Consider the following 19,939-nt stretch of genomic DNA (forward strand, 5'->3'; position numbering starts at 1 on the left):
CTGCTTCCGAAGTCGTTTTCTACAAAAACGTGTAGCTCCCCTACTTACGTCTCTGGCTTCATCGGGGCTCAAGTGGTTTGAAAAAACGCACATCGGAAGCCTGAGCTTCGGTCCTGTAAACCCGACTTTTTGAACTCGCACTGTAATTAGTATTGTATCAAAAGATGAAGAGCAGACCAAAAGCCAATAAAATGGCACCCCCTGCAGCCTCTCCATATTCTCCAAATTTTTGCCCCATACTCCGGCCCATTGCAAGACCCGCGAGTGACATCACCCCGCCGAAGAAGCCGAAGGCGAGTACCGTAAATAGCCAATCCCCACGAAACATTCCTAAAGAGACACCTACGGAGAAGGAGTCCAGGCTTACGCTGAGCGAGAACAAAATGATCCCCACCCAGGAATGGGGATTGACCCGTTGTATGCCACCCCCGCGAATCGAACTAACGACCATATGGCCACCCAGCAGACAAAGAAGCCCGCCAGCAACATATTGAGCAAAGTGCCCCAGCAGCATGCCAACATACTGCCCAGCCACAACACCAAGCAGCGGCATCAGCACGTGAAACAACGCCACCATCATTCCGATACGCAGCGCTACTTGCCGCCGGACCCCCTTCATGCCCATGCCGATTCCCAAAGAAAAGGCATCCATTCCGAGGGCAACCGCCATCAACAGAATGGTTAGCAGCTCCCCCAGACGTTCATAAGCCTCCGCCATAACCGGTGTCCCCCATGTCCGAGTACTTTGTACAACCATATGCGGACCAGGACAAGATCATGACTTGGGATAGGCCTGCTGCAAAAACAACATTAAAAACATTATTCCAGCCTAACGCAAAATATTCAGAGCTATTACTCGGGCAAGCTACTCCATCTCCCAGCCGGCAAACAGATCTATCTGCCGTGGGGGAAGCTCTCGTAGGGGCATGCCAAGAAGCCCCCGCATCTCCAGCGCATTGCCTGCGGCATCCCCACCGGAGTTATTGTTAAATATCATACAAATCTCACGCGTACCCTTGGTAAACAGCTCCTGTAGCTGCTCCTGCCACTCCAACAGTTCTTCCCGCGAATAGCGGTACAGATTGCGAAGCTCCCGCCATCGCGGAGAACTCCCTTGGCTCCAGCCCGCAGCATTCCTGCCGTGCAACCGAACTAAAGTCACTGCCTCGGAAGTCGGCTCAAGTACAGTAGGCACCGAGCCTGCCCCGATTTGAGGCTCATCGCATACGACGTGAATCCAGCCCTCCTGACGCATGAATTCCAAAGTACGCTCCTTTATGCCGGAGGCAAACCAGCTCTGATGGCGAAATTCCAAGGCTAACGGCAATTCGCCCATCCATTTGCGAATAGCGCGAAGCTGCCGAATATGTTCCGGCACACAATCAAACCAAGGCGGGAATTGAAACAACACCGCCTTTAAGCGTCCCGCCTCAGCCATGGGCAAAATGGAATCGAGGTATGCCTGAAACATCTCGCCGGGTGCGGCGAATGGGGACTTCCCTCGCGTATGTCCGGTCATCCCCTGGTAAGCCTTCATGACGAAGGTAAAATTCTTTGGAGTCTCCGCGAGCCAACGTTCATACACGGTTGGATTTTGGATGGCATAAAAAGAGCTGTCCACCTCTACCATCGAGAAATAACGCGCATATGTCGAGAGCTTGTCTCTGGCAGGCAGCCGGGGAGGGTACAAATCGTCATGATCTCCCCAGCCGCTTAACCCGATCTGGATCATAGCTCACTCGCCCCCTCCCGCTTCTATGATGATCCGCCGGCATCGATAACCCGGTGACCGGCAGCTTTCATTAGCCGGTTCATCACGGCTGAGCCAAGTCCGTCCTCAAGACAGGACTCGGCAAGGATGTAAGTGACGCCGCATTCATCGAAGCGGCGAAGCGCTGCATAAAGACGGTGCGCCGCCGTCTCCAACTCGGACTCGCGGCCGAGCGAGAGTGCACAGTCGGCACGGTAGAACGGGAGACGCTCGTCGAAGGCGAGTATCCCCGTCTTCTCCCCGCGCCCTGCGGCGGCCGCAAGCTCGGCCTGGATGCGATCCGCCATTCTATCGGCGGATCCGCGTACAAGACGCAGCTCCCCCCGCGGGGCGTAGTGGGTGTACTTCATGCCCGGCGAGCGCGGCGCCGGGCTGTCCTTGCCGCTGCCCGCATCCGCAGACGGATGCAGGGCGGCGTCCAGCCGCACGTCCGCGCCAGTTGCGCGGGCGAGCTGCTCTAACGTGATCCCGCCAGGGCGGAGCACGGTCACGATCCCGTCCGCGCCGGCGTCCACCACCGTCGATTCCAGGCCCACCCCGGTGGGCCCGCCGTCGACGATACCGTCAATACGGCCGGACAGGTCCTCGCCCACGTGGCTCGCCAGCGTGGGGCTCGGGCGCCCCGACCGGTTGGCGCTGGGCGCCGCCACCGGGCAACCCGCTGCGGCGATCAGCCGCAGCGCTACCACGTGGTCCGGCATGCGCACGGCCACGGTGGGCAAACCCGCCGTCACCAGGGGAGAGACGGCGCCGGGGGCGACGGGCAGCACCAGTGTCAGCGGCCCGGGCCAGAATGCCTCCATCAGCCTCCTGGCCGTCTCGTTCACCTCCGTGACGAGGCCCTCCAGTTGGCCGATGTCGGCAATGTGCACGATGAGCGGGTTGTCCGACGGACGGCCTTTAGCGGCAAAGATCGCCTCCACCGCCGCCGTATTCCGCGCATCCGCCCCCAGCCCATACACGGTCTCCGTCGGGAAGGCCAACGTCCCGCCAGATGCCAGAACACCAGCAGCTTCCGCCAAGGTGTTCTGTTCTTCCTCCTTCAACGTTGTACCCGAAGCTGGCAACCGCTCAGACCCCAAGCTGGCAACCGACTCAGACCCCAGCGTCCACCAACGAGTTTGCTTCTGCTCCCCCTCTGTCAAAGGAAGCAAGCCCTTATCATCCTTTTGCTCTTGACTCTTGCGTCGATCTTCGTTGATCTTCATCATTTCTCATCCCAAACATAAAAGTATATGGTCTATTATAACCGAACAAGCCAGGGAAAGCGCCTCAATTACAAATTGCGCATGGGATGCCGAGTTGAGATGCCGGACGTATATAAGACTTGAGTAAATGAACGAATGAACGAACAACAAGTTTTGAGTTTTAAAAAAGCCTTAAGTATACTATAGACAAGTTAAAAAGGAATATGGAAGCCGACAATACATTTCCGCCCGTCCTAATACACTAATTAAACGGATTAACCGGATTTCTTCTGGGCAAATCTTAGTTAGTCAGCAATAATGATCAATTAGCGGGAAATCCTCAGACTGTTGAGAAAGTTGGTTTTCCGTACATCTCGGATAAAAGAGCCCTTATCCTATAAGGTTCTACTCCATAGAAATGGTACGTCACGCCCTTTCTCGATAGTCTGAAATCCTCCAACTAAATCTAAGTTATTCCGCGATAATGGTCAATTAGCGGGAATTTCTCCATATAATATTTCCTTTATAGCCAAAAATAGGTCGAACATGCCGATTTATAGGTATTTTTTCCAGCTAAATCTTGAATATTAGCTCATTTGCACAAAATTAGCGGGAGGATTTCCCACTAGCGTGCAGGGACGTCTTCTAGTTTCACGTTGTATACCACTCCTCCCTGCTCCCGAGCACACTTTTCATTTCTTTTGGTTATTACTTCCGGCTCATCTGGTTTGATTGATGGTTGGTTTGTGGTTGGTTTACGGTTGGTTTGTGGTTAGCTATCATTTGCATTTGATTTGCATTTGATTTGCATATATAGCTATTGTTTGATTTATGTTGCGGTTGTGTTTGATTTAAGTTCATTTCGTGTTCTATTCGTATCTAATAGTCATGATGCCTCCTCTTCCTTTTTAAGCAGGGCGCGCTCACCCGGTCTCCTTATAGTCCTTTTCCCCTGCCCCGCATGGAGATCAGTCCATCAAACCGATCTAAGACAAAAAGGCAAAACAAAAGGACTTCTCGCCTCACGCTCAATTCCCCGTGAAGTTCAAGTCCTTCTAGCTTCTGACCTACAAATACCTCGAACGAATATCCTGCCATTTCACATACCACTTTTACCTTTTACCATTTACCTTTTCCGTCCTCAATAGGTTCATCAGCGTTATCGCATTGCAGTTCAAACGACCGCCGTTTGCAGCAAGCACCGCGCGCTGCTCCCAGCGTACGGTGCGGTCTTTTGACGCTGCTCCCAGTGCACAGTACAATCTGTCGGCCCTGTTACGCACCGTCTTTCGACCCTCAACTCCAACGAACATTGAAGAAGGCAAGCCCGCTACCTAGTCCCATAGCTTCATCAGCAAGTCCCACAGAAAGAAGCGTACTTCCGCCTTTTCCGGTTCTGCCTGAATCACACCGGCAGGTGCATTGGCCGAAGCTTGAACGACTTTGCTGTCCTTCTGAGCCAGCGCATCTCCGCTGCCCGCATCGATGAAGCAGAGCGGTGGAAACAGCACACACCACCAGTTTGCACCCTCGCCTTGTCCCAGCGTGACCCGAAGCGCCTCGTAATCCCCGGCAGGATAAACAGCACCGCCGTACATTTTCGTCGGAAAAGGCACCGTCCCCAGCTCCACCTTATAATCATAACTCTTGCCATTCTCCATCAGCGTCCTGGCAATTTGCGCCTCGATCGCTGGCATATTCTCACGAATGACCTGACGGGCCTCTCCCAGGCTTTGCGGATTTTCAAGCTGGCCCACCCATTCGTTCATTTGCTCAACAACGGCATCGCGAACACGTCGCTTCACCAACTGATCCCCTGCGCCATCCGAGTTCGCCAAAATGCGCAACCGAATAGAATTTTGGGGAATAGCCCCCGTAGAATCCGCTGCGGCGGCGGTATCGACCATTTGCCCTTCCCAGGACATCACCAACATAACAAGACTAAAAAAGAAAAGTGCAACTTTCTGAAAAATGGATTTGTCGTACCCCATAACCAGTGCTCTCCTTAACCTGCAAAACGGTATTTCAGCGGCTGATGTCTATCAGTATGCCCGCTTGAGAGAGCCCTAAACCTATGAAACTACAAATCTATTATTTTTCCCAGCAACCGCCGTGAGGAGAAGTGCAATGGAACCATGAGACCTGCGGCTAAGCTTCTACCGCTGCCCTTCCGGACTACTTGGCGATCTCAAGGAATAACGCGGTCTGTGCATATGCTTCTCCTCCTCTTTCTCATGACCATAGATGCGTATACTCATCGCAATCCCGATGCTAGCCATATTAATCATAAGCGAGGTCCCGCCATGGCTAATAAAGGGCAGGGTGATCCCTGTCAAGGGCATCAAGCCGATAAACATACCGACATTTTCGAAGATTTGATACAGGAGCATGGCCACGATGCCAACGATCAAATACGGTCCACCGGTATCCCGGCATTCCAGGGAGATTAGAATAAGCCGATGAATCAGGACAAAATAAAGCAGCAGGAGCGCGGAGCTGCCGATAAACCCGAATTCCTCGGCGATAACGACAAAGATGGAGTCAGAATACGTCAGTGGCACACGCTCGGACTGTACCATCTCCCCCTTCATGAACCCTTCCCCGGTCATCCCTCCGGAGGCAATCGCCAGCTTGGCGTTGCGGGTATGGTAGGCCGCGTCCTCTGTAGCCTTCTCGGGAATCAGCCACGGATCAATCCGGCTAATCCAGTGTTCCCGGCCAATCTCCACGAAGAAATCATATACCTTGTCGTGATAGGTTTTATATGCGGTGATCCCGCCAATAACGGACCCGGCAAAAATCACCAGGGCGATCAAGGCATGCATGTACTTAATGTTGCCAATCCAGAGCATTCCGGCGAGAATGACGACATAGCTCAGCGCATTGCCCAAATCGTTTTGCGCCATAACCGCCACGAACGGAATGAACGTTATCAGACAGACCGGCACAACATCTCGCCAGAAGGCAAGGCGAGGCTTGCGCTTGCGCAGCAGCATGAAGCCCAGGAAGATAACCAGCAGCAACTTGAAGAATTCAGCCGGTTGGAAGCTTTGCTTGATAATCGGGATGGTTAGCCACCCCTTGGCATTGTAATAGGTATTGCCAACGAGCATAACAACCAATAGCAGCCCGAAGCCAAACAGGTATAAGTAAGGCGCATATTTGATCACCAGACGGTAATCCAGCAAAGAAACGCCGAAAAACACCACGAAGCCGATTAAATAATACACCAGCATGCGCAAATGATAGCCATGGTAAGCCGTATTTGACGTTGCGCTGTACAACACAGTAATGCTGATCCCCATTAACAGCAGGAGGATAAACACGATGGTGTAATCGATTTTCTTCAATTTGCTCAGCATGACAAGCCCTCTTTTCCTCAAGTCGATCAGCGGACTTTCCAGCTTGCTCGGCTTAAATCTACCCACATCTCTACATTAAAAGATACGCGGTTAAAGTACAATTGGTTGCTCCCCCGCAAAAAAAAGAACGCCGACACGGATCGTCGGCGTCAATAAATAACCTCGGGATAGAAAGGGGCGCGCATGGAAGGTCTTACCAGTCGGTGCACAACTCAGAGTTGTGCAATAGGCTTCATGCGAAAGCACTGTCAAGCACGATATACCTTACACGTTAGTAATTAAAGTCACGATTCCCGTCGCTGCAGTACCCGCGAATACTCCAATGGTCTGAATATTGCCAAGTCCAACGGAGAACGTGCTACCAGCGGCCACAGGCTGGATGAAGCTGGGAGCATTATAGCGGGTGATGCGAAGCTCGACATTCCCCGCCGTCGCCGTGATCGTGACAATACCGGTGACACCAAGCGGATCAGGGGCCACAAAATACCCTTGCCCCACCCCGGCGGCTTGCGTATAGGGCAGCGTCAAAGTAACAGCCATGTTGAATCTCCTCCTTTCAGGTTATACCACATTCTATGAAACTATTTCTTAGTGGTTAGCGACATTTGATTGAGGAGATTCATCCATTTTTCTGTTATTTCCGAGACAATTAGCTAGATTTCCGGATAATAGTCCAACGGGCTGCTAAGCTTTATTACGTGCAACGCCCAGCACATGGCGTTCAATTCCGGCCAAATCAGGCACGGTAATAATCTCGTCCCAATGCCCGGCGGCGCGCAGCAGCGCAGCTACTGCTGCAGCCTGACCCATCCCCAGTTCAAAGCCGATCAAGCGCGGCGGCCGGGGCAACAAGCCAAGCTGCGCCATCATGATCCGGTAGGGAACCAGCCCGTCCGGGCCGCCGTCCAGCGCACCGCGCGGTTCATAATCTCGCACCTCCGGCTGAAGGTGCGAAATCTCCTCCGCCGGAATATACGGCGGATTCGACACCACGATGTCCAGCGGCTCGCCAGCGAACGGTTCAAGCAGGTCCCCCTGCTTGAACGTGACGGCAAGGCCGAGCCGCCGGACATTGGCCTGCGCCACCGCCAGGGCGTCCGGCGAGATATCGCTCGCCGCGACGTGCCACGCCGGGCGCAGGGAAGCCAGCGCGGCGGCAATCGCGCCGCTGCCGGTGCCAATATCGGCGGCGCGGGGCGTGCCGCCAGGCCATAGCGAATCGCCTTCAAGCGCGATTCGCTCCACGAGCAGCTCCGTCTCCGGGCGAGGGATCAGCACCGCCGGATTGACCTGGAAGGTCAATCCGTAGAACTCCTGCTCCCCGATAATATACTGCGCTGGCTCGCCCGCCGCTTTGCGGCGGATGACCTCCTCCCAGGCGTCTCTGCGCTCCGCCGGGAAGGGATCGCGCAGGGCGGCGAGATAAGCCGCCCCCTCCAGCTCCAGCACATGCCGAAGCAGCAGCTCGGCATTCGCATCCGGCTCACCGATGCCGGCTGCAGCTAAAAAAGAAGAAGCCTCTTTGCGGGCTTCCCAAATGGTGACTGTTCCGGATAACCGGTAGCCTTCACTCTTCAATCGTCTTATTCTCCTTTATCCATCAACTCAGCCTGCTCGGCAATCGTCAGGGCCGAAACGATATCTTCGATCTCGCCGTTCATGACCTGATCCAGCTTGTGCAAAGTGAGTCCGATCCGGTGATCGGTCACCCGGCTTTGCGGGAAGTTATAAGTCCGGATACGCTCGCTGCGGTCCCCGGTGCCCACTTTGCTCTTGCGTTCTCCGGCATATTTGGCTTCCTCTTCCTGGCGCTTAAGGTCAAAAATCCGGGCGCGAAGCACTTGCAGTGCCTTCTCCTTATTGGAGTTCTGCGATTTGCCATCCTGACAGGTCGCTACGATGCCTGTCGGGATATGTGTCACCCGCACTGCCGACTTGGTCGTGTTAACCGATTGGCCGCCTGCACCGCTGGAACAGAAGGTGTCTACCCGAATATCCTTATCCAGGATTTCGATATCCACATCTTCCACTTCCGGCAACACCGCAACGGTAGAGGTGGAGGTATGAATCCGCCCCCCCGATTCCGTCGTTGGGATACGCTGCACGCGATGCGCGCCACTCTCATATTTCATTTTGCTGTACGCCCCGCGGCCGTTGATCATAAAGATCACTTCTTTAAAACCGCCGAGGTCGCTTTCGTTCATATCCATAATATCAACACGCCAGCCTTGGGAGTCAGCATACCGTGTATACATCCGGTACAGATCAGAAGCGAACAAAGCCGCTTCATCCCCTCCGGCAGCACCGCGAATTTCCACAATCACGTTCTTCTCATCATTTGGATCCTTGGGAAGCAGCAGCACACGAATCTTCTCTTCCAGTTCCTGATGGCGTGCGCTTAATTCCTCAATCTCCATCTTGACCATTTCACGCATTTCATCGTCCAGCTTTTCAGCTTGCATTGCCTTGGCCGCATCCAACTCTGCAATGACATTTTTATATTCAACAAACGCCTCATAAGCCGGCTGCAAATCCGATTGTTCTTTGGAGTAATCCCGCAGCTTCTTTGAATCATTCGCCACATCCGGATCACAAAGCAGCTCGCTGAGCTTTTCATAACGGTCGGCCAGGGATTGTAGTCGGTCCAACAAGGGAAGTCACCTCTCTTCACATTCACAATAATTCTTCATTATAACCGGGGTAAACGACTTTTTATTATAGCACAAAACGGACGTATTGAATAGCTCCCCTATGGTCAACTTCTCTAGAATTTTTCATAAAAGTGCCTGACGGGTGAGGGAGCCTGGGATAGGGGCTAAGGGAACGAAACTGCAATTCAGATTATATATACGTCACCTAATAAGTCATTTAAATACATCATCTGAACCTTAACGTGAATTTCAATCATCTATTATCTCATAAATTATATAATCGCCTATCGTATCGCTCATCATGATCTAACAGGAAATTTTCCAGCTAAAATTCACATTTACCCCAACCCTAAACAAGTAACTTGAATTTCTCAGACTGTTAAGAAAGGGCGTAACGTACTATTTTTATGGAGAAGAACCCTATAGGCTAAGGACTTTTCTATCCGAGATGCACGTAAAACCAAATTTCTCAACAATCTGAGTATTTAAGCGAAGTAAAGTAGCCCCTGCGTTAGCGGGTTCCTGTGCCAGTTGCGAGCAGAATCCAGCTTGATTCAAGGTAAATTTAACCAGTGCCACCCTCATTGTTTTCATGTAAAATATTCTCACACTACTGCACCGGATATTAAACGGAAACGAGGAGGCATCGTCCGTGGATCTGTTGGACTTGAAAGTCTTTATTGCCGTAGCCGAAACGGAGAGCATGAGCAAAGCGGCTCACTACGTCGCTCTGACACAGCCTGCTGTCAGCATTCGCATCGCCGGCCTGGAAGCTGAGCTAGGTGCTTCCCTGTTCCATCGCACACGCTCCGGCGCTTTTCTGACAGAAGCCGGACGCAAATACTACTTCTACGCCCAATATGCCCTAAGTGCCCTGGAAGCCGGGCAGGAATCCCTCTGTATGCTATCGGCTCCACCCACCGAGAAAAAGCTGCGCATCGGTATCGTAGAATCGCTGACCCATGTTATGCTTCCCACCATTATACAATCGATGAAAGAGCAGACCTCTCTGATTGAGTGGAAGATCAGTACCGGCCAGTCTCTTGATTTGGCCCTCCGCACTGCTTCCGGCGAACTCGATATCTCCTTCATCAATCAGACCTTCTCACCGCTCCCTCAGCTTCAAAGTGTCAAGCTATTTGAAGAGCCTTTGGTCTTCATCGGCCCGAAGCAGTCGGTTTTCCCTCGCTACCGCAGCCTGTCCACTTATTTGGAGGAGGTCCCCTTTATTTTGCTCAAAAGACATATGCCTTTGCGGGAGTTGCTGGAGCATCAGTTGTTTGCCCCCCTGCGCATGCATCCCCAAAAGCTGATTGAGGTAGACACCTCCCACGTCATTCGCCAAATGGTCGAGCAAGGGACAGGCTGCTCCTTTTTGCCCGTTTCCTCCCTGTGGCCCTCCGGCCGAGATGCGTCTATCGAAAGAATCTCCCTACCCGAAATTCAGCTGCAACAGAGCTTTTATTGTGTATATTCGCAATCCGCATCGGATCAAATCCTGAATTCACTGCCTAAACTGCAAGCTGGCATTATTACTCAAGTAGACCAATTCCGCAATAACAGGAACTAATCATCTCCTTCATTCCCCTCTCTCATTATCTATGTTATATATAAGTTAATTTATCTGACATAAAAATCTCTTATCACCTTCATTGTGTTATATATACTACTATGTATTTAACACAAAGGAGGTGCGATGAAGATGAATCCTTACAAGATGGAGCTTGAGAACATCAGTAAAACCTATCCGTCCGCAGACGGCACTTTGGTTCAAGCACTAGGCCCGATCGATATGCGGATTCCCAATCACCGCTTTGTCAGCATCGTGGGTCCCAGCGGGTGTGGGAAATCCACCTTGTTCAATATCATTTCCGGGCTGCTTGACAATACGGAAGGGGCTATTTATGTCAATGGCAATCGTGTCGATGGATTGACCGGTATCACCGGCTACATGCTGCAGAAGGACTTGCTCCTTCCCTGGAGGACCATTCTGGACAACGTGATACTTGGCTTGGAGATTCAAGGCACTTCCAAACGGGAGGCTAAAGCCAAGGCGCTCCCCTTGCTACACAAATATGGCCTTAAGGGGTTTGAGTATCATTTCCCGGCCCAGCTCTCCGGAGGGATGAGACAGAGGGCGGCACTGCTTCGCACCATCCTGTATGATCGGGACGTCATTTTGCTGGATGAGCCCTTCGGCGCTCTGGATGCCCAGACCCGTGCCATGATGCAAGAGTGGCTGCTCGACCTCTGGGACGACTTTCAAAAAACGATTCTCTTCGTCACCCATGACATGGAAGAGGCCATCTACCTCTCTGATGAGGTATACATTATGACCTCCCGTCCAGGCACAATCAAGCGGCATCTGATGATTGACTTGCCCCGGCCGCGGAAGCCGCAGATCATCACCTCGCCGGAATTTACTCAATTGAAGGAAGAAGCGTTACGTACGCTTTCCGAAGAAACCCTGAAGGCATATCAGCAGGAAGCTGCCGGTTAAAAGCCAAAACCGAAAGGAGTGAGCAACGATGCCAAGTGAAGGAGATGTCGTAGAACGCAACGGGAGCCTGAGCAAGCTAAAAAATGCTCCGTTCCCCCGCACCCGGACCAACGCCTTGAAGTACGAAATGTCCACACCCAAACCCTGGCTCGTTAATATCGGGCGTTTGGCGTTATTCCTCGCGGTCCTGCTCCTGTGGGAGCTTGGAGCCGGTATCGGATGGATTAACTCCTTTTTCTGGAGTCAGCCTTCAGAGATCGCCCGCACATGGTTAACCAGTGTACAGACGGGAGCCGTCTGGCAGGATACCTTCTATACCTTCCGCTCCACCGTGTACGGGTTTCTGCTAGGAACGGCAGGGGGCACGCTGCTAGGTTTATCATTCTGGTGGTCCAAATATTATGCCCGGATTTTTGAACCGTTCATCATTATGTTTGAAGCCATGCCCAAATTGGCCCTCGCCCCCATCATCGTGTTGGTCTTCGGAATCGGAATGGGCTCCAAGGTCGCCATGGGTTTTGCCATCACTGTCGTTATTACAACTCTGACCACTTACAACGGGGTGCGGAGCGTCGACAAAGACTTGGTTCGCATGGTGTATTCTCTGGGCGCTTCCCGGCTGCAAGTATTCAGTAAAGTCATCGTTCCCACAGCCATTCCGGCGATGATCTCCGCCTTGCGTATCAATATCGGGTTGGCACTCACTGGAGCCATCGTTGGTGAATATATCGGCTCCGAGCAAGGCCTGGGCCGAATGATCTTCTATGCAGGTCAAACCTATGAGATCAGTCTCATTTGGGCTAATATATTTAACTTGTCCATCCTGTCCATGTTGCTGTACATTCTGGTCGGCAAGCTGGAGGGATATTTACTCAAAGGCTTCACTCATAAATAAATTGTGGATTCGACATCGAATCTTGAACTCGCACATAAAGAGAACACGGATATGGAGGGGGAACTATCATGAATCAACGCTTGTTATTCACTCGTTGCGCCTGGCTGCCTGCCATCGTGCTGATCATCACACTGATTGCCGGGTGCGGCACCAATACCGCACAGAGTCCGGCACCTGCTCCAGCAGATGATTCTTCCCTGGGCACGGAAGCCAGTAATCAAGGCGGCTCAAATCAAACGAAGGAACTGACCATTGCCGAGCCCGTTCACAGCACGGGGTATTTACCGCTTTACATCGCCATTCGCAAAAATTTGTTTGAAGGATTGAGCGTTAAGGCCGTGACTCTTTCGGGAGGAAGCGCGCATACCAACGCTGTCTTGACCGATCAGGCCTTTGGATTCATCGGCGGCCCGGAGCATAATGCTTTTGCCAAGGCCAAAGGAGCGGAGCTCCGGGCTATCGTCAACATCGTGAACCGGGGCAATGTATATCTGGTAGCCAGAGCCGATCTGGAACCCGGTGCTGATATCGCCGCCTTCATGAAGGGCAAGACGGTAGCGGTCTCTCAATACGGGGGAACCCCCAATTCGATTATCCGTTTTCTGGCTGGCGAATGGGGACTGGAACTCAATAAGGATTTGATGCTAAAGGAAGTCGACAATGGAGCTATCCCTGCCGTATTGCAGCAAAATCAGGGTGATGTAGCCGTCGTAACTGAACCTTTGCTGACACAAGGGATTGAGGAAGGCATCTGGGGCGAGCCCTTCTACAATGTTCCTCAGGAGCTTGGTCCGTACGCCTACTCCACAATCAATATCAAGCTAGACAACATCACCAATGACCCTGATACGGTCGAGAAATTGGTGGAAGGCATTCATAAGGGACTGGAATTCATCCGCGACAACAAGGAAGAGAGCATGGAGATTGCCAAGCTGGAATTCCCTACAATGTCCCAGGAGCTGCTGGAAGCCACGATCGATCGTTCTTATGAGGATGAGATGTGGGAGTATTCCGGTCAAATCACCGAAGAATCTGTAGCTACAGGCCTGTCGGTTGTCCGGGCTGCCGGGCTGCTGAAAGATGAAAATATCGGCTATAGCGACATTGTAGACACCCAATTTGTTAAGTAACTCAAATTCACCACACTACTACTAAGGAGGCTGTATCAATATGAAAGTATGGGACCGCTTTTTGACGGATCGTGATAAGCAAGTATTTGGTAGTGCCGGTTATGACGCCAAGGCTGGCTTTGGCCAGCGCCCTGCCCTGCTGGTAATTGATGTCAGCTACGGATTTTGCGGACATAAGAAGGAGCCGATTCTGGATTCGGTCAAGCACTGGCGCAATAGCTGCGGCGAAGCCGCTTGGGAGGCCATCCCTTATATCCAGAAGCTCCTGCAAGCCGCCCGCGACCAACGTATACCCATCTTCTATACCACCGGCATTGAAAGCCGTCCCGATGGATTTGATGCCGGGGGCTGGCGGCGGAAGAATACCCGCTCGGCGGAAGCCGAGACCATTGCCGGATACGGCGGCAACGAAATTGTACGTGAGATTGCGCCTCAGCCAGAAGACATCGTGATCGAGAAATTAAAGCCCTCCCCATTTCATGGCACACCACTGGTTGGATATCTGACCGATTTAGGTATCGATACATTACTTATTTGTGGCACCACAACCGGTGGATGCGTACGAGCCGGGGTCATCGATGCCTTCTCCTACAACTACTATGTCGGCGTGGTTGAAGACTGTACCTTTGACCGCGGGGAAGCCTCGCACGCTATTAATCTCTTCGACATGAACGCTAAGTATGCCGACGTGGTCAGCACGGAGGAAGCTGTGAATTATATGAAGCAAACGGAGAAAGGACTGCATGACAGCAAAATCGCCTTCCCAGCCCGCCAGTCCAATGCCACTGTGTAACCTAAGCCCAAGGAAGACAGCAAAGGCGGAGCCCAGAGCCCCTGGGAACTCCGCTTTTGCTGTCCAATAACGTCAATTTGCCAAGGGGGCCGCATATGCTTCAACCAACATCACCCATTCGTGCTAATCATCGCAACTTCATCTGGGTATCCATCTCCTGCGGTTTGTACTGGTTCGCCTTTTCGCTAACCAGACCGATCATCACCTTATATGCAGCCTCACTGGGTTTGCAAGGATTGGCTATCGGCGCCGTGCTTGCCGTCTATGCTCTATTGCCTATGCTTGCCGCCATCCCCGGCGGATTCATTGCCGACCGCTTCGGCAGGACCACCGTTTTGCGCATTGGTTCATTCATGATGCTCGGCAGCGGCCTGTTGTATTGGATTTCAGACGGCCCTTGGACACTGGCTTTAGCCCAATTGCTTGCCGGTCTTGGTCAAATGGCTGTCTGGCTGGCCGTGCAGGTGCTCATTACGGAAGGACCTGTCCACGGCAATGAAGGCCGCTTCGCCACCTTTGCTTTGTACATGGCGATCGGCCAAATGCTTGCACCAATTCTTTCCGGCTATTTGTCCGACCACTTCGGTTATAAAATGGTGTTTGTTAGTTACATCCTTAGCAGTGTGCTGCTGATCTTCACATCCTGGCAATGCCGGGATGAAGCTCCCTCGGCTCTGCCTTCCAGAGAAGGCAACGACGCGTCTCCCTTATCGCTGGAGAGCAGGACCGCAAAAATTCGCCGCTGGCTGGGCCAATGTCTCGGACTGCTGCGCAACCCTGGCTTCGTTGTAATTTTGCTAACGACCTTCATTTCCCTGTTCATCGTCGATGTGCGTACAGCTTATCTGCCGCTGCACCTGGAGTCTCTGGGCATCTCCAACACCAAGGTTGGCTTACTTGTATCCATCGGAGCAGTGTCTGCCCTGTTCGTCCGTCCCATCTACCCACGGCTTATGGCCAGACTGAGCTTTGGCTGGATGCTGATCTTGACTTATGCCGTTTCACTGTTGCTGTTGTTCGTCACCCCACTGCTTACTAACTTCTACGGCATTGTAGCTCTTGTGTTCATCACCGGGCTCGCACTGGGCATCAACCAGCCGTTGACCCTATCGATGATCGCTCATTCCACCGCACCGGAGGAGCGGGGGCTGGGCATTGGCCTGCGCCTGATGTCCAATCGAGCCGCCCAACTGATGGACCCTTTGCTGTTTGGCTTTTTCACCGCCTTTGTCAGCCTACAGGCCTCCTTCCTGCTAGTAGGCATCTTGCTGCTCGCCTGCTGTGTGTTCACAGTGCAGCTTCATGTCTCCGTAGAACGAGCCCCGCGCTCGCCTGAGCCTTGTCACGACAAAAAACCACGAGCTTCAACATAATGTTGAAGCTCGTGGCCCCCTCTGTCCTTAGTTGCGATCATTAAATCCGGTTCTCCGCCCCTGTCCGGTGGGATACGATCTCGGCAATCAACGATTGTTCCACACGCTGGTTCCAGCTTTGTACCATCCCCGGAAGCATACAAGCATCGATGATGACCCAGATCGTTAAGCCTAACCCCGTTACGAGAAGGCCCATCATCCAAACCAGGTAATACATCGTATCAGGTGAATTATAACTCTCAATCTCGAAGCTAATCAGGAAGACAAAATAAAAAACAAGTACAAGCACAAATAAACAAAGTTGAATAATTCCCGAGACAATTCGCTTCATATAGAAGCGATGTACCCCTAAATGGCCGGCCAATAACATCAAATAAGCCAGAACCAGAGATTTCTCCCGCTTATTCATCTCGGAGTTCAAGAGCATCATCTCAGTGGTCGACAGATCGCTTTTGTTAAACGTCATTAGATGGGAAACTCCTCAGATCTGCCCCGGTCAGAGAAAATACGATCAATCACACGGTTCTCCAATTGAGCGTTGTGATCTTTCACCCAGGTATGCACCAGGAAAGCATCCACAATCCACCAGACCGAAGTAACAAGCATACCGATCAGTGTAATCGACAACACCAGTTGAGCTACTGCTGAACCTGTACGTCCCATGTAAAAGCGATGTCCGCCGAACATACCCAGGAAGTACCACAGGATATAAGCCACCACCATGTTCTTGCCATAGCTCTTCACTTCGGATTCCAGCAGCAACAATTCGCGGGTATCCAATTGAGTCTTGCGGGATAATGCGTAATTCATACTCACTAAAACTCCCCCTAAATATACTAAGTTGCTTAAGTATAATCATGAATTTACAGAAAAAACAAGAAATTTATTGCCAATTTATTGGACCCATTCAAATATGTGACTTCCGAACTACACATTGAAACGGAAGTGCATAACATCGCCATCCTGCACCACGTACTCTTTCCCCTCCAGCCGCAATTGGCCACGTTCGCGGGCAGCATTCATGGAACCGGCTGCCGCAAGGTCCTCATACGATACAACCTCGGCACGAATAAAGCCGCGTTCGAAGTCAGAGTGGATGACACCGGCTGCTCCCGGAGCCTTGGTTCCTTTGCGGATGGTCCAGGCACGAACCTCCTGTACACCTGCCGTGAAATACGTGTACAATCCCAACAGACGATATGCAGCTTGAATCAAACGATCCAGACCCGAAGCGCTAAGTCCCAGCTCTTCCAGGAACATTGCCTTGTCTTCGCCTTCAAGCTCAGCAATTTCCGCTTCCACTTTGGCGCTGATCGGCACGACCTCAGCTCCTTCAGCAGCAGCAAATTCCTTCACCTTTTGCACATAAGGGTTATTATCGGTATCGGTGACACCTTCTTCACTCACATTGGCCGCGTACAAAATCGGCTTCAAGGTTAATAGATGCAGATCGCGCACGATTTGCTTCTCATCCTCGGTCAGTTCCACACTTCGTGCCGGCTGATCATTATACAAAGCGTCCTTGATCCGTTCCAGCACCTCAACTTCCTGTGCATATTGCTTATTGCCGCCCTTCATATTTTTACGCGAGCGCTCAATCCGCTTTTCCACACTTTCCACATCAGCTAATATCAATTCCAGGTTAATCGTCTGGATGTCGCTGATAGGATCGATTTGACCGTCAACATGGGTAATGTTCTCGTCCTCGAAGCAGCGAACCACATGGACAATCGCATCCACTTCACGGATATGAGCCAGGAACTTGTTGCCCAGCCCTTCGCCTTTGCTCGCCCCACGTACTAGGCCCGCAATATCTACAAATTCAAAAGCGGTCGGTACTGTACGGTTAGGAGTAACCAGTTCCGTCAGCTTATCAAGCCGTTCGTCCGGCACTTCAACCACACCCACGTTAGGGTCAATCGTACAGAACGGGTAATTTGCGGATTCAGCCCCCGCCTGGGTTATCGCGTTAAACAGTGTAGACTTACCCACGTTGGGAAGCCCAACTATTCCTGCCTTTAAAGCCATATGTTTGACAACTCCTATTCATGTAATTGCTCATTCTTCCTTCAACCATAGTAACGATACATTGAATATATTTCAAGGACACTTAGATCTCATCCAGATATTTGATCATGGTAATGTCCGTAGACAGGTATCCCATTTTTTGATACAAACGAAAAGCCCGTTCATTATGTCCAAACACATGTAAGGAAATCCGGTTCAATCCCAGTGCGCGAACCTCATGCTCCAGTGCCTTCATTGTGGCCTGACCATATCCTTGGCCCTGAAAGGGATCATCGATTAGAATATCATAAATAAATGCAGACCGGATACCTTCCTTCTCTACTGCACTGAACCACAAATGCCCGATGGGAGTATCGCTATCTGCGGCCCGCACGGTGAACAGATGGGCCCCTTCCGTATGCTGTTGATTCGGCAGATATTGCTCCATAGATTCTCGGGCCAGCCTGAGAGCGTCCTTCTCTTTCCAAGTGCCCGCTGTTACTTTGTCCTCTGCGTAGTCTCTAATGGAGCGCTCCAGAAATAATGAGTATTCTGATGCGTTCATGCGATTCAGCTTGACCATTCTTGTTTCCTGCTTCCTATTTATATTGTCTATTCTGGGTAGGCTGGACAGATCCCCGGTTGCGCTTGGCATAGGCCCATACGGCGGGCAAACCTACAATCAGAAATACCGCAACATTAGCTATCCCGGCATAAAGCACCTGCTCTGCCAGACTCCCCAGCGGTTCTCTCAACACTAAGGCATCGAATATCCCCGAGAACAGAAGTGACACGAAAATACCCACTGTGCCATATAGGACAAACCGGATCAGGTGCCGCTTCTCCATCCTGCCTTCATGCGCATCGAAGCCCCTGGACAGGCAAATAAGCCCCATAAATGCTGCCGTCATCCCTGATCCCAGCGCCCAGCCCCACCACACGGTTCCATCCATCAGCAAGTCATTGATCGCATGGCCTGCAAAGCCTGCAATAAAGCCGACAACCGGACCAAATAGCGCCCCCAGAACGGTCAGCAGCGCAATTCCCGGTCTTAGTTCAACGGTAGTTGTAATCGGAATGCCTATCCAGCTTGTCGCCCAGTACAAAAGCGCTCCTAGTCCTGTAACGACCCATGTTCTCGAAGTCCAGACCCGCCATGAAGGTTTCATACTCACCCCTCCTCGTAACCAACCAAATCCGCGACTATGAGCTTTGGATAAAAACCCTAATTCAATCAGTCACTACTCTCTGCGAATCAACCTTGTTGTATTCTTCAGCTCCGCGATACTGCCAGCGCCGATGCCGAACATGGCTGTGCGCAGCTCCAACTCCACACGCTCCAGCAGCATGTCCAGCCGCTCCTCAGAGTGTACCGCAGGCTCCAGCAAAGTTCTGCCGAGCCCCGCCAGGTCCGCCCCCAAAGCAAGCGCCTTGGCTACATCTACGCCCGTATGGAGTCCTCCACTCCCAATCAGTGCAGCCTCCGGCAAGGCTGCCCGCACTTCACGGATGCATTCGGCGGTGGGGATGCCCCAATCGGCAAAGGCATTAGCCGCTTCCCGGCGGACGGCATCGCTGCCGCGGAACTTCTCGACCTGACTCCACGAGGTGCCCCCGGCTCCGGCAACATCGATAAAGGCTGCTCCCGCCTCACGCAGCCTTCTGGCCGTCACACCGTCGATGCCCCAGCCGACCTCTTTGATGCCTACCGGAATAGGCAACTCCCGGCACACGCGCTCAATACGGCTTAACAGGCCGCTGAAGTTCGTATTCCCTTCCGGCTGGAACACCTCCTGCAAGCTGTTCAGATGCAGGACGAGCATATCCGCGCCGACAATCTCCACCGCCCGGCGGCAATCCTCGGGACCATATCCATAATTAAGCTGCACCGCGCCCAGATTAGCAATGATAGGGATGGATGGCGCTAACCGCCTGACGTTAAATGTAGGCGCCAGTTCGCCATGCTCGACGGCTGCTCGCACAGACCCGACAGCCAGCGTCCAACCACGGCGCTCCGCGGCTTCGGCCAGCCGTGCATTGATCTCGCCCGCAAGCTTGCTGCCACCGGTCATGGAGCTAATCAACAACGGTGTCCGCAACGAGGCTCCCAGAAATACGGTCTTCAAATGCACCTCGGCAAAATTCAATTCAGGCACTGCCTGATGACGAAACCGATATTGCTCCAAGCCGGAGCTTATTCCCTCCGCATTGACCTGCTCCTCCAGACAAAGCCTGATATGCTCGGCCTTGCGTTCGGATGTGTTACTCAT

20 protein-coding genes are annotated in these 19,939 nt (G+C 52.3%); 6 read left to right on the forward strand and 14 right to left on the reverse strand.

What is annotated here, in order from left to right:
• Positions 1-157 precede the first annotated feature (157 nt).
• The 8 genes from C557_RS0101480 to prfA all read right to left on the reverse strand — a co-directional run bounded on the left by C557_RS0101480 (position 158) and on the right by prfA (position 8,971).
• Positions 158-718 (reverse strand): manganese efflux pump MntP, encoded by a 561-nt coding sequence (locus C557_RS0101480; RefSeq protein ID WP_018750040.1) that lies wholly within the window; start codon positions 716-718, stop codon positions 158-160.
• A gap of 147 nt (positions 719-865) precedes the next feature.
• On the reverse strand, positions 866-1,732 hold the full coding sequence (locus C557_RS0101485; protein WP_018750041.1) for a DUF72 domain-containing protein: 867 nt from the start codon (positions 1,730-1,732) through the stop codon (positions 866-868).
• Between the two features lie 23 nt (positions 1,733-1,755).
• A complete protein-coding gene (locus C557_RS0101490) occupies positions 1,756-2,979 on the reverse strand; it encodes an L-threonylcarbamoyladenylate synthase (RefSeq protein ID WP_018750042.1) in 1,224 nt (407 codons plus the stop codon).
• Positions 2,980-4,292: 1,313 nt separating this feature from the next.
• Entirely contained in the window at positions 4,293-4,949 is a 657-nt protein-coding gene (gene spoIIR, locus C557_RS0101500; protein ID WP_018750044.1) for a stage II sporulation protein R, read from the reverse strand.
• Between the two features lie 165 nt (positions 4,950-5,114).
• Positions 5,115-6,320, reverse strand: a complete 1,206-nt coding sequence (locus tag C557_RS0101505) for an FtsW/RodA/SpoVE family cell cycle protein (RefSeq protein ID WP_018750045.1) — start codon at positions 6,318-6,320, stop codon at positions 5,115-5,117.
• Positions 6,321-6,584: 264 nt separating this feature from the next.
• Complete coding sequence (locus C557_RS0101510; RefSeq protein ID WP_018750046.1) at positions 6,585-6,860, reverse strand: hypothetical protein; 276 nt, start codon at positions 6,858-6,860, stop codon at positions 6,585-6,587.
• A 144-nt stretch (positions 6,861-7,004) separates the two neighbouring features.
• On the reverse strand, positions 7,005-7,898 hold the full coding sequence (prmC, locus tag C557_RS0101515) for a peptide chain release factor N(5)-glutamine methyltransferase (RefSeq protein ID WP_018750047.1): 894 nt from the start codon (positions 7,896-7,898) through the stop codon (positions 7,005-7,007).
• Positions 7,899-7,903: 5 nt separating this feature from the next.
• The gene (gene prfA, locus C557_RS0101520; RefSeq protein WP_018750048.1) at positions 7,904-8,971 is read right to left on the reverse strand and encodes a peptide chain release factor 1; all 1,068 of its coding nucleotides are present in this window, start codon (positions 8,969-8,971) and stop codon (positions 7,904-7,906) included.
• 652 nt (positions 8,972-9,623) lie between these two features.
• Between prfA and C557_RS0101525 the strand changes: the two genes are divergently transcribed.
• From C557_RS0101525 to C557_RS0101550, 6 genes are all read left to right on the forward strand, one after another.
• Entirely contained in the window at positions 9,624-10,541 is a 918-nt protein-coding gene (locus C557_RS0101525; protein ID WP_018750049.1) for a LysR family transcriptional regulator, read from the forward strand.
• Positions 10,542-10,673: 132 nt separating this feature from the next.
• The gene (locus C557_RS0101530; protein ID WP_018750050.1) at positions 10,674-11,471 is read left to right on the forward strand and encodes an ABC transporter ATP-binding protein; all 798 of its coding nucleotides are present in this window, start codon (positions 10,674-10,676) and stop codon (positions 11,469-11,471) included.
• Between the two features lie 28 nt (positions 11,472-11,499).
• Positions 11,500-12,366, forward strand: a complete 867-nt coding sequence (locus C557_RS0101535) for an ABC transporter permease (RefSeq protein ID WP_018750051.1) — start codon at positions 11,500-11,502, stop codon at positions 12,364-12,366.
• Between the two features lie 68 nt (positions 12,367-12,434).
• On the forward strand, positions 12,435-13,496 hold the full coding sequence (locus C557_RS0101540; protein ID WP_018750052.1) for an ABC transporter substrate-binding protein: 1,062 nt from the start codon (positions 12,435-12,437) through the stop codon (positions 13,494-13,496).
• 40 nt (positions 13,497-13,536) lie between these two features.
• Positions 13,537-14,289, forward strand: coding sequence for an isochorismatase family protein (locus tag C557_RS22800; RefSeq protein ID WP_018750053.1), 753 nt, complete (start codon positions 13,537-13,539; stop codon positions 14,287-14,289).
• Positions 14,290-14,384: 95 nt separating this feature from the next.
• Complete coding sequence (locus C557_RS0101550) at positions 14,385-15,662, forward strand: MFS transporter (RefSeq protein WP_018750054.1); 1,278 nt, start codon at positions 14,385-14,387, stop codon at positions 15,660-15,662.
• A 40-nt stretch (positions 15,663-15,702) separates the two neighbouring features.
• Here the strand turns inward: C557_RS0101550 and C557_RS0101555 are convergent, their stop codons facing one another.
• From C557_RS0101555 to fni, 6 genes are all read right to left on the reverse strand, one after another.
• On the reverse strand, positions 15,703-16,128 hold the full coding sequence (locus C557_RS0101555; protein WP_018750055.1) for an NINE protein: 426 nt from the start codon (positions 16,126-16,128) through the stop codon (positions 15,703-15,705).
• On the reverse strand, positions 16,128-16,472 hold the full coding sequence (locus C557_RS0101560; RefSeq protein ID WP_018750056.1) for a TM2 domain-containing protein: 345 nt from the start codon (positions 16,470-16,472) through the stop codon (positions 16,128-16,130). Before C557_RS0101560 ends, C557_RS0101555 begins: the two co-directional genes overlap by 1 nt.
• 117 nt (positions 16,473-16,589) lie before the next feature.
• A complete protein-coding gene (gene ychF / locus C557_RS0101565; RefSeq protein ID WP_018750057.1) occupies positions 16,590-17,690 on the reverse strand; it encodes a redox-regulated ATPase YchF in 1,101 nt (366 codons plus the stop codon).
• An 82-nt stretch (positions 17,691-17,772) separates the two neighbouring features.
• Complete coding sequence (locus C557_RS0101570; RefSeq protein WP_018750058.1) at positions 17,773-18,252, reverse strand: GNAT family N-acetyltransferase; 480 nt, start codon at positions 18,250-18,252, stop codon at positions 17,773-17,775.
• A 16-nt stretch (positions 18,253-18,268) separates the two neighbouring features.
• Positions 18,269-18,838 (reverse strand): ECF-type riboflavin transporter substrate-binding protein, encoded by a 570-nt coding sequence (locus C557_RS0101575; protein WP_018750059.1) that lies wholly within the window; start codon positions 18,836-18,838, stop codon positions 18,269-18,271.
• A gap of 72 nt (positions 18,839-18,910) precedes the next feature.
• Entirely contained in the window at positions 18,911-19,939 is a 1,029-nt protein-coding gene (fni, locus tag C557_RS0101580) for a type 2 isopentenyl-diphosphate Delta-isomerase (RefSeq protein WP_018750060.1), read from the reverse strand.

The organism is Paenibacillus sanguinis 2301083 = DSM 16941, assembly GCF_000374825.1.
Taxonomy (GTDB): Bacteria; Bacillota; Bacilli; order Paenibacillales; family Paenibacillaceae; genus Fontibacillus; species Fontibacillus sanguinis.

What these genes read in the sequence shown, in the direction of transcription:
- C557_RS0101480 (WP_018750040.1), bottom strand. Translation starts at nt 718, where the DNA reads ATGGCGGAGGCTTATGAACGTCTGGGGGAGCTGCTAACCATTCTGTTG.
- C557_RS0101485 (WP_018750041.1), bottom strand. Translation starts at nt 1,732, where the DNA reads ATGATCCAGATCGGGTTAAGCGGCTGGGGAGATCATGACGATTTGTAC.
- C557_RS0101490 (WP_018750042.1), bottom strand. Translation starts at nt 2,979, where the DNA reads ATGAAGATCAACGAAGATCGACGCAAGAGTCAAGAGCAAAAGGATGAT.
- spoIIR (WP_018750044.1), bottom strand. Translation starts at nt 4,949, where the DNA reads ATGGGGTACGACAAATCCATTTTTCAGAAAGTTGCACTTTTCTTTTTT.
- C557_RS0101505 (WP_018750045.1), bottom strand. Translation starts at nt 6,320, where the DNA reads ATGCTGAGCAAATTGAAGAAAATCGATTACACCATCGTGTTTATCCTC.
- C557_RS0101510 (WP_018750046.1), bottom strand. Translation starts at nt 6,860, where the DNA reads ATGGCTGTTACTTTGACGCTGCCCTATACGCAAGCCGCCGGGGTGGGG.
- C557_RS0101530 (WP_018750050.1), top strand. Translation starts at nt 10,674, where the DNA reads ATGAATCCTTACAAGATGGAGCTTGAGAACATCAGTAAAACCTATCCG.
- C557_RS0101535 (WP_018750051.1), top strand. Translation starts at nt 11,500, where the DNA reads ATGCCAAGTGAAGGAGATGTCGTAGAACGCAACGGGAGCCTGAGCAAG.
- C557_RS0101540 (WP_018750052.1), top strand. Translation starts at nt 12,435, where the DNA reads ATGAATCAACGCTTGTTATTCACTCGTTGCGCCTGGCTGCCTGCCATC.
- C557_RS22800 (WP_018750053.1), top strand. Translation starts at nt 13,537, where the DNA reads ATGAAAGTATGGGACCGCTTTTTGACGGATCGTGATAAGCAAGTATTT.
- C557_RS0101550 (WP_018750054.1), top strand. Translation starts at nt 14,385, where the DNA reads ATGCTTCAACCAACATCACCCATTCGTGCTAATCATCGCAACTTCATC.
- C557_RS0101555 (WP_018750055.1), bottom strand. Translation starts at nt 16,128, where the DNA reads ATGACGTTTAACAAAAGCGATCTGTCGACCACTGAGATGATGCTCTTG.
- C557_RS0101560 (WP_018750056.1), bottom strand. Translation starts at nt 16,472, where the DNA reads ATGAATTACGCATTATCCCGCAAGACTCAATTGGATACCCGCGAATTG.
- ychF (WP_018750057.1), bottom strand. Translation starts at nt 17,690, where the DNA reads ATGGCTTTAAAGGCAGGAATAGTTGGGCTTCCCAACGTGGGTAAGTCT.
- C557_RS0101570 (WP_018750058.1), bottom strand. Translation starts at nt 18,252, where the DNA reads ATGGTCAAGCTGAATCGCATGAACGCATCAGAATACTCATTATTTCTG.
- C557_RS0101575 (WP_018750059.1), bottom strand. Translation starts at nt 18,838, where the DNA reads ATGAAACCTTCATGGCGGGTCTGGACTTCGAGAACATGGGTCGTTACA.
- fni (WP_018750060.1), bottom strand. Translation starts at nt 19,939, where the DNA reads ATGAGTAACACATCCGAACGCAAGGCCGAGCATATCAGGCTTTGTCTG.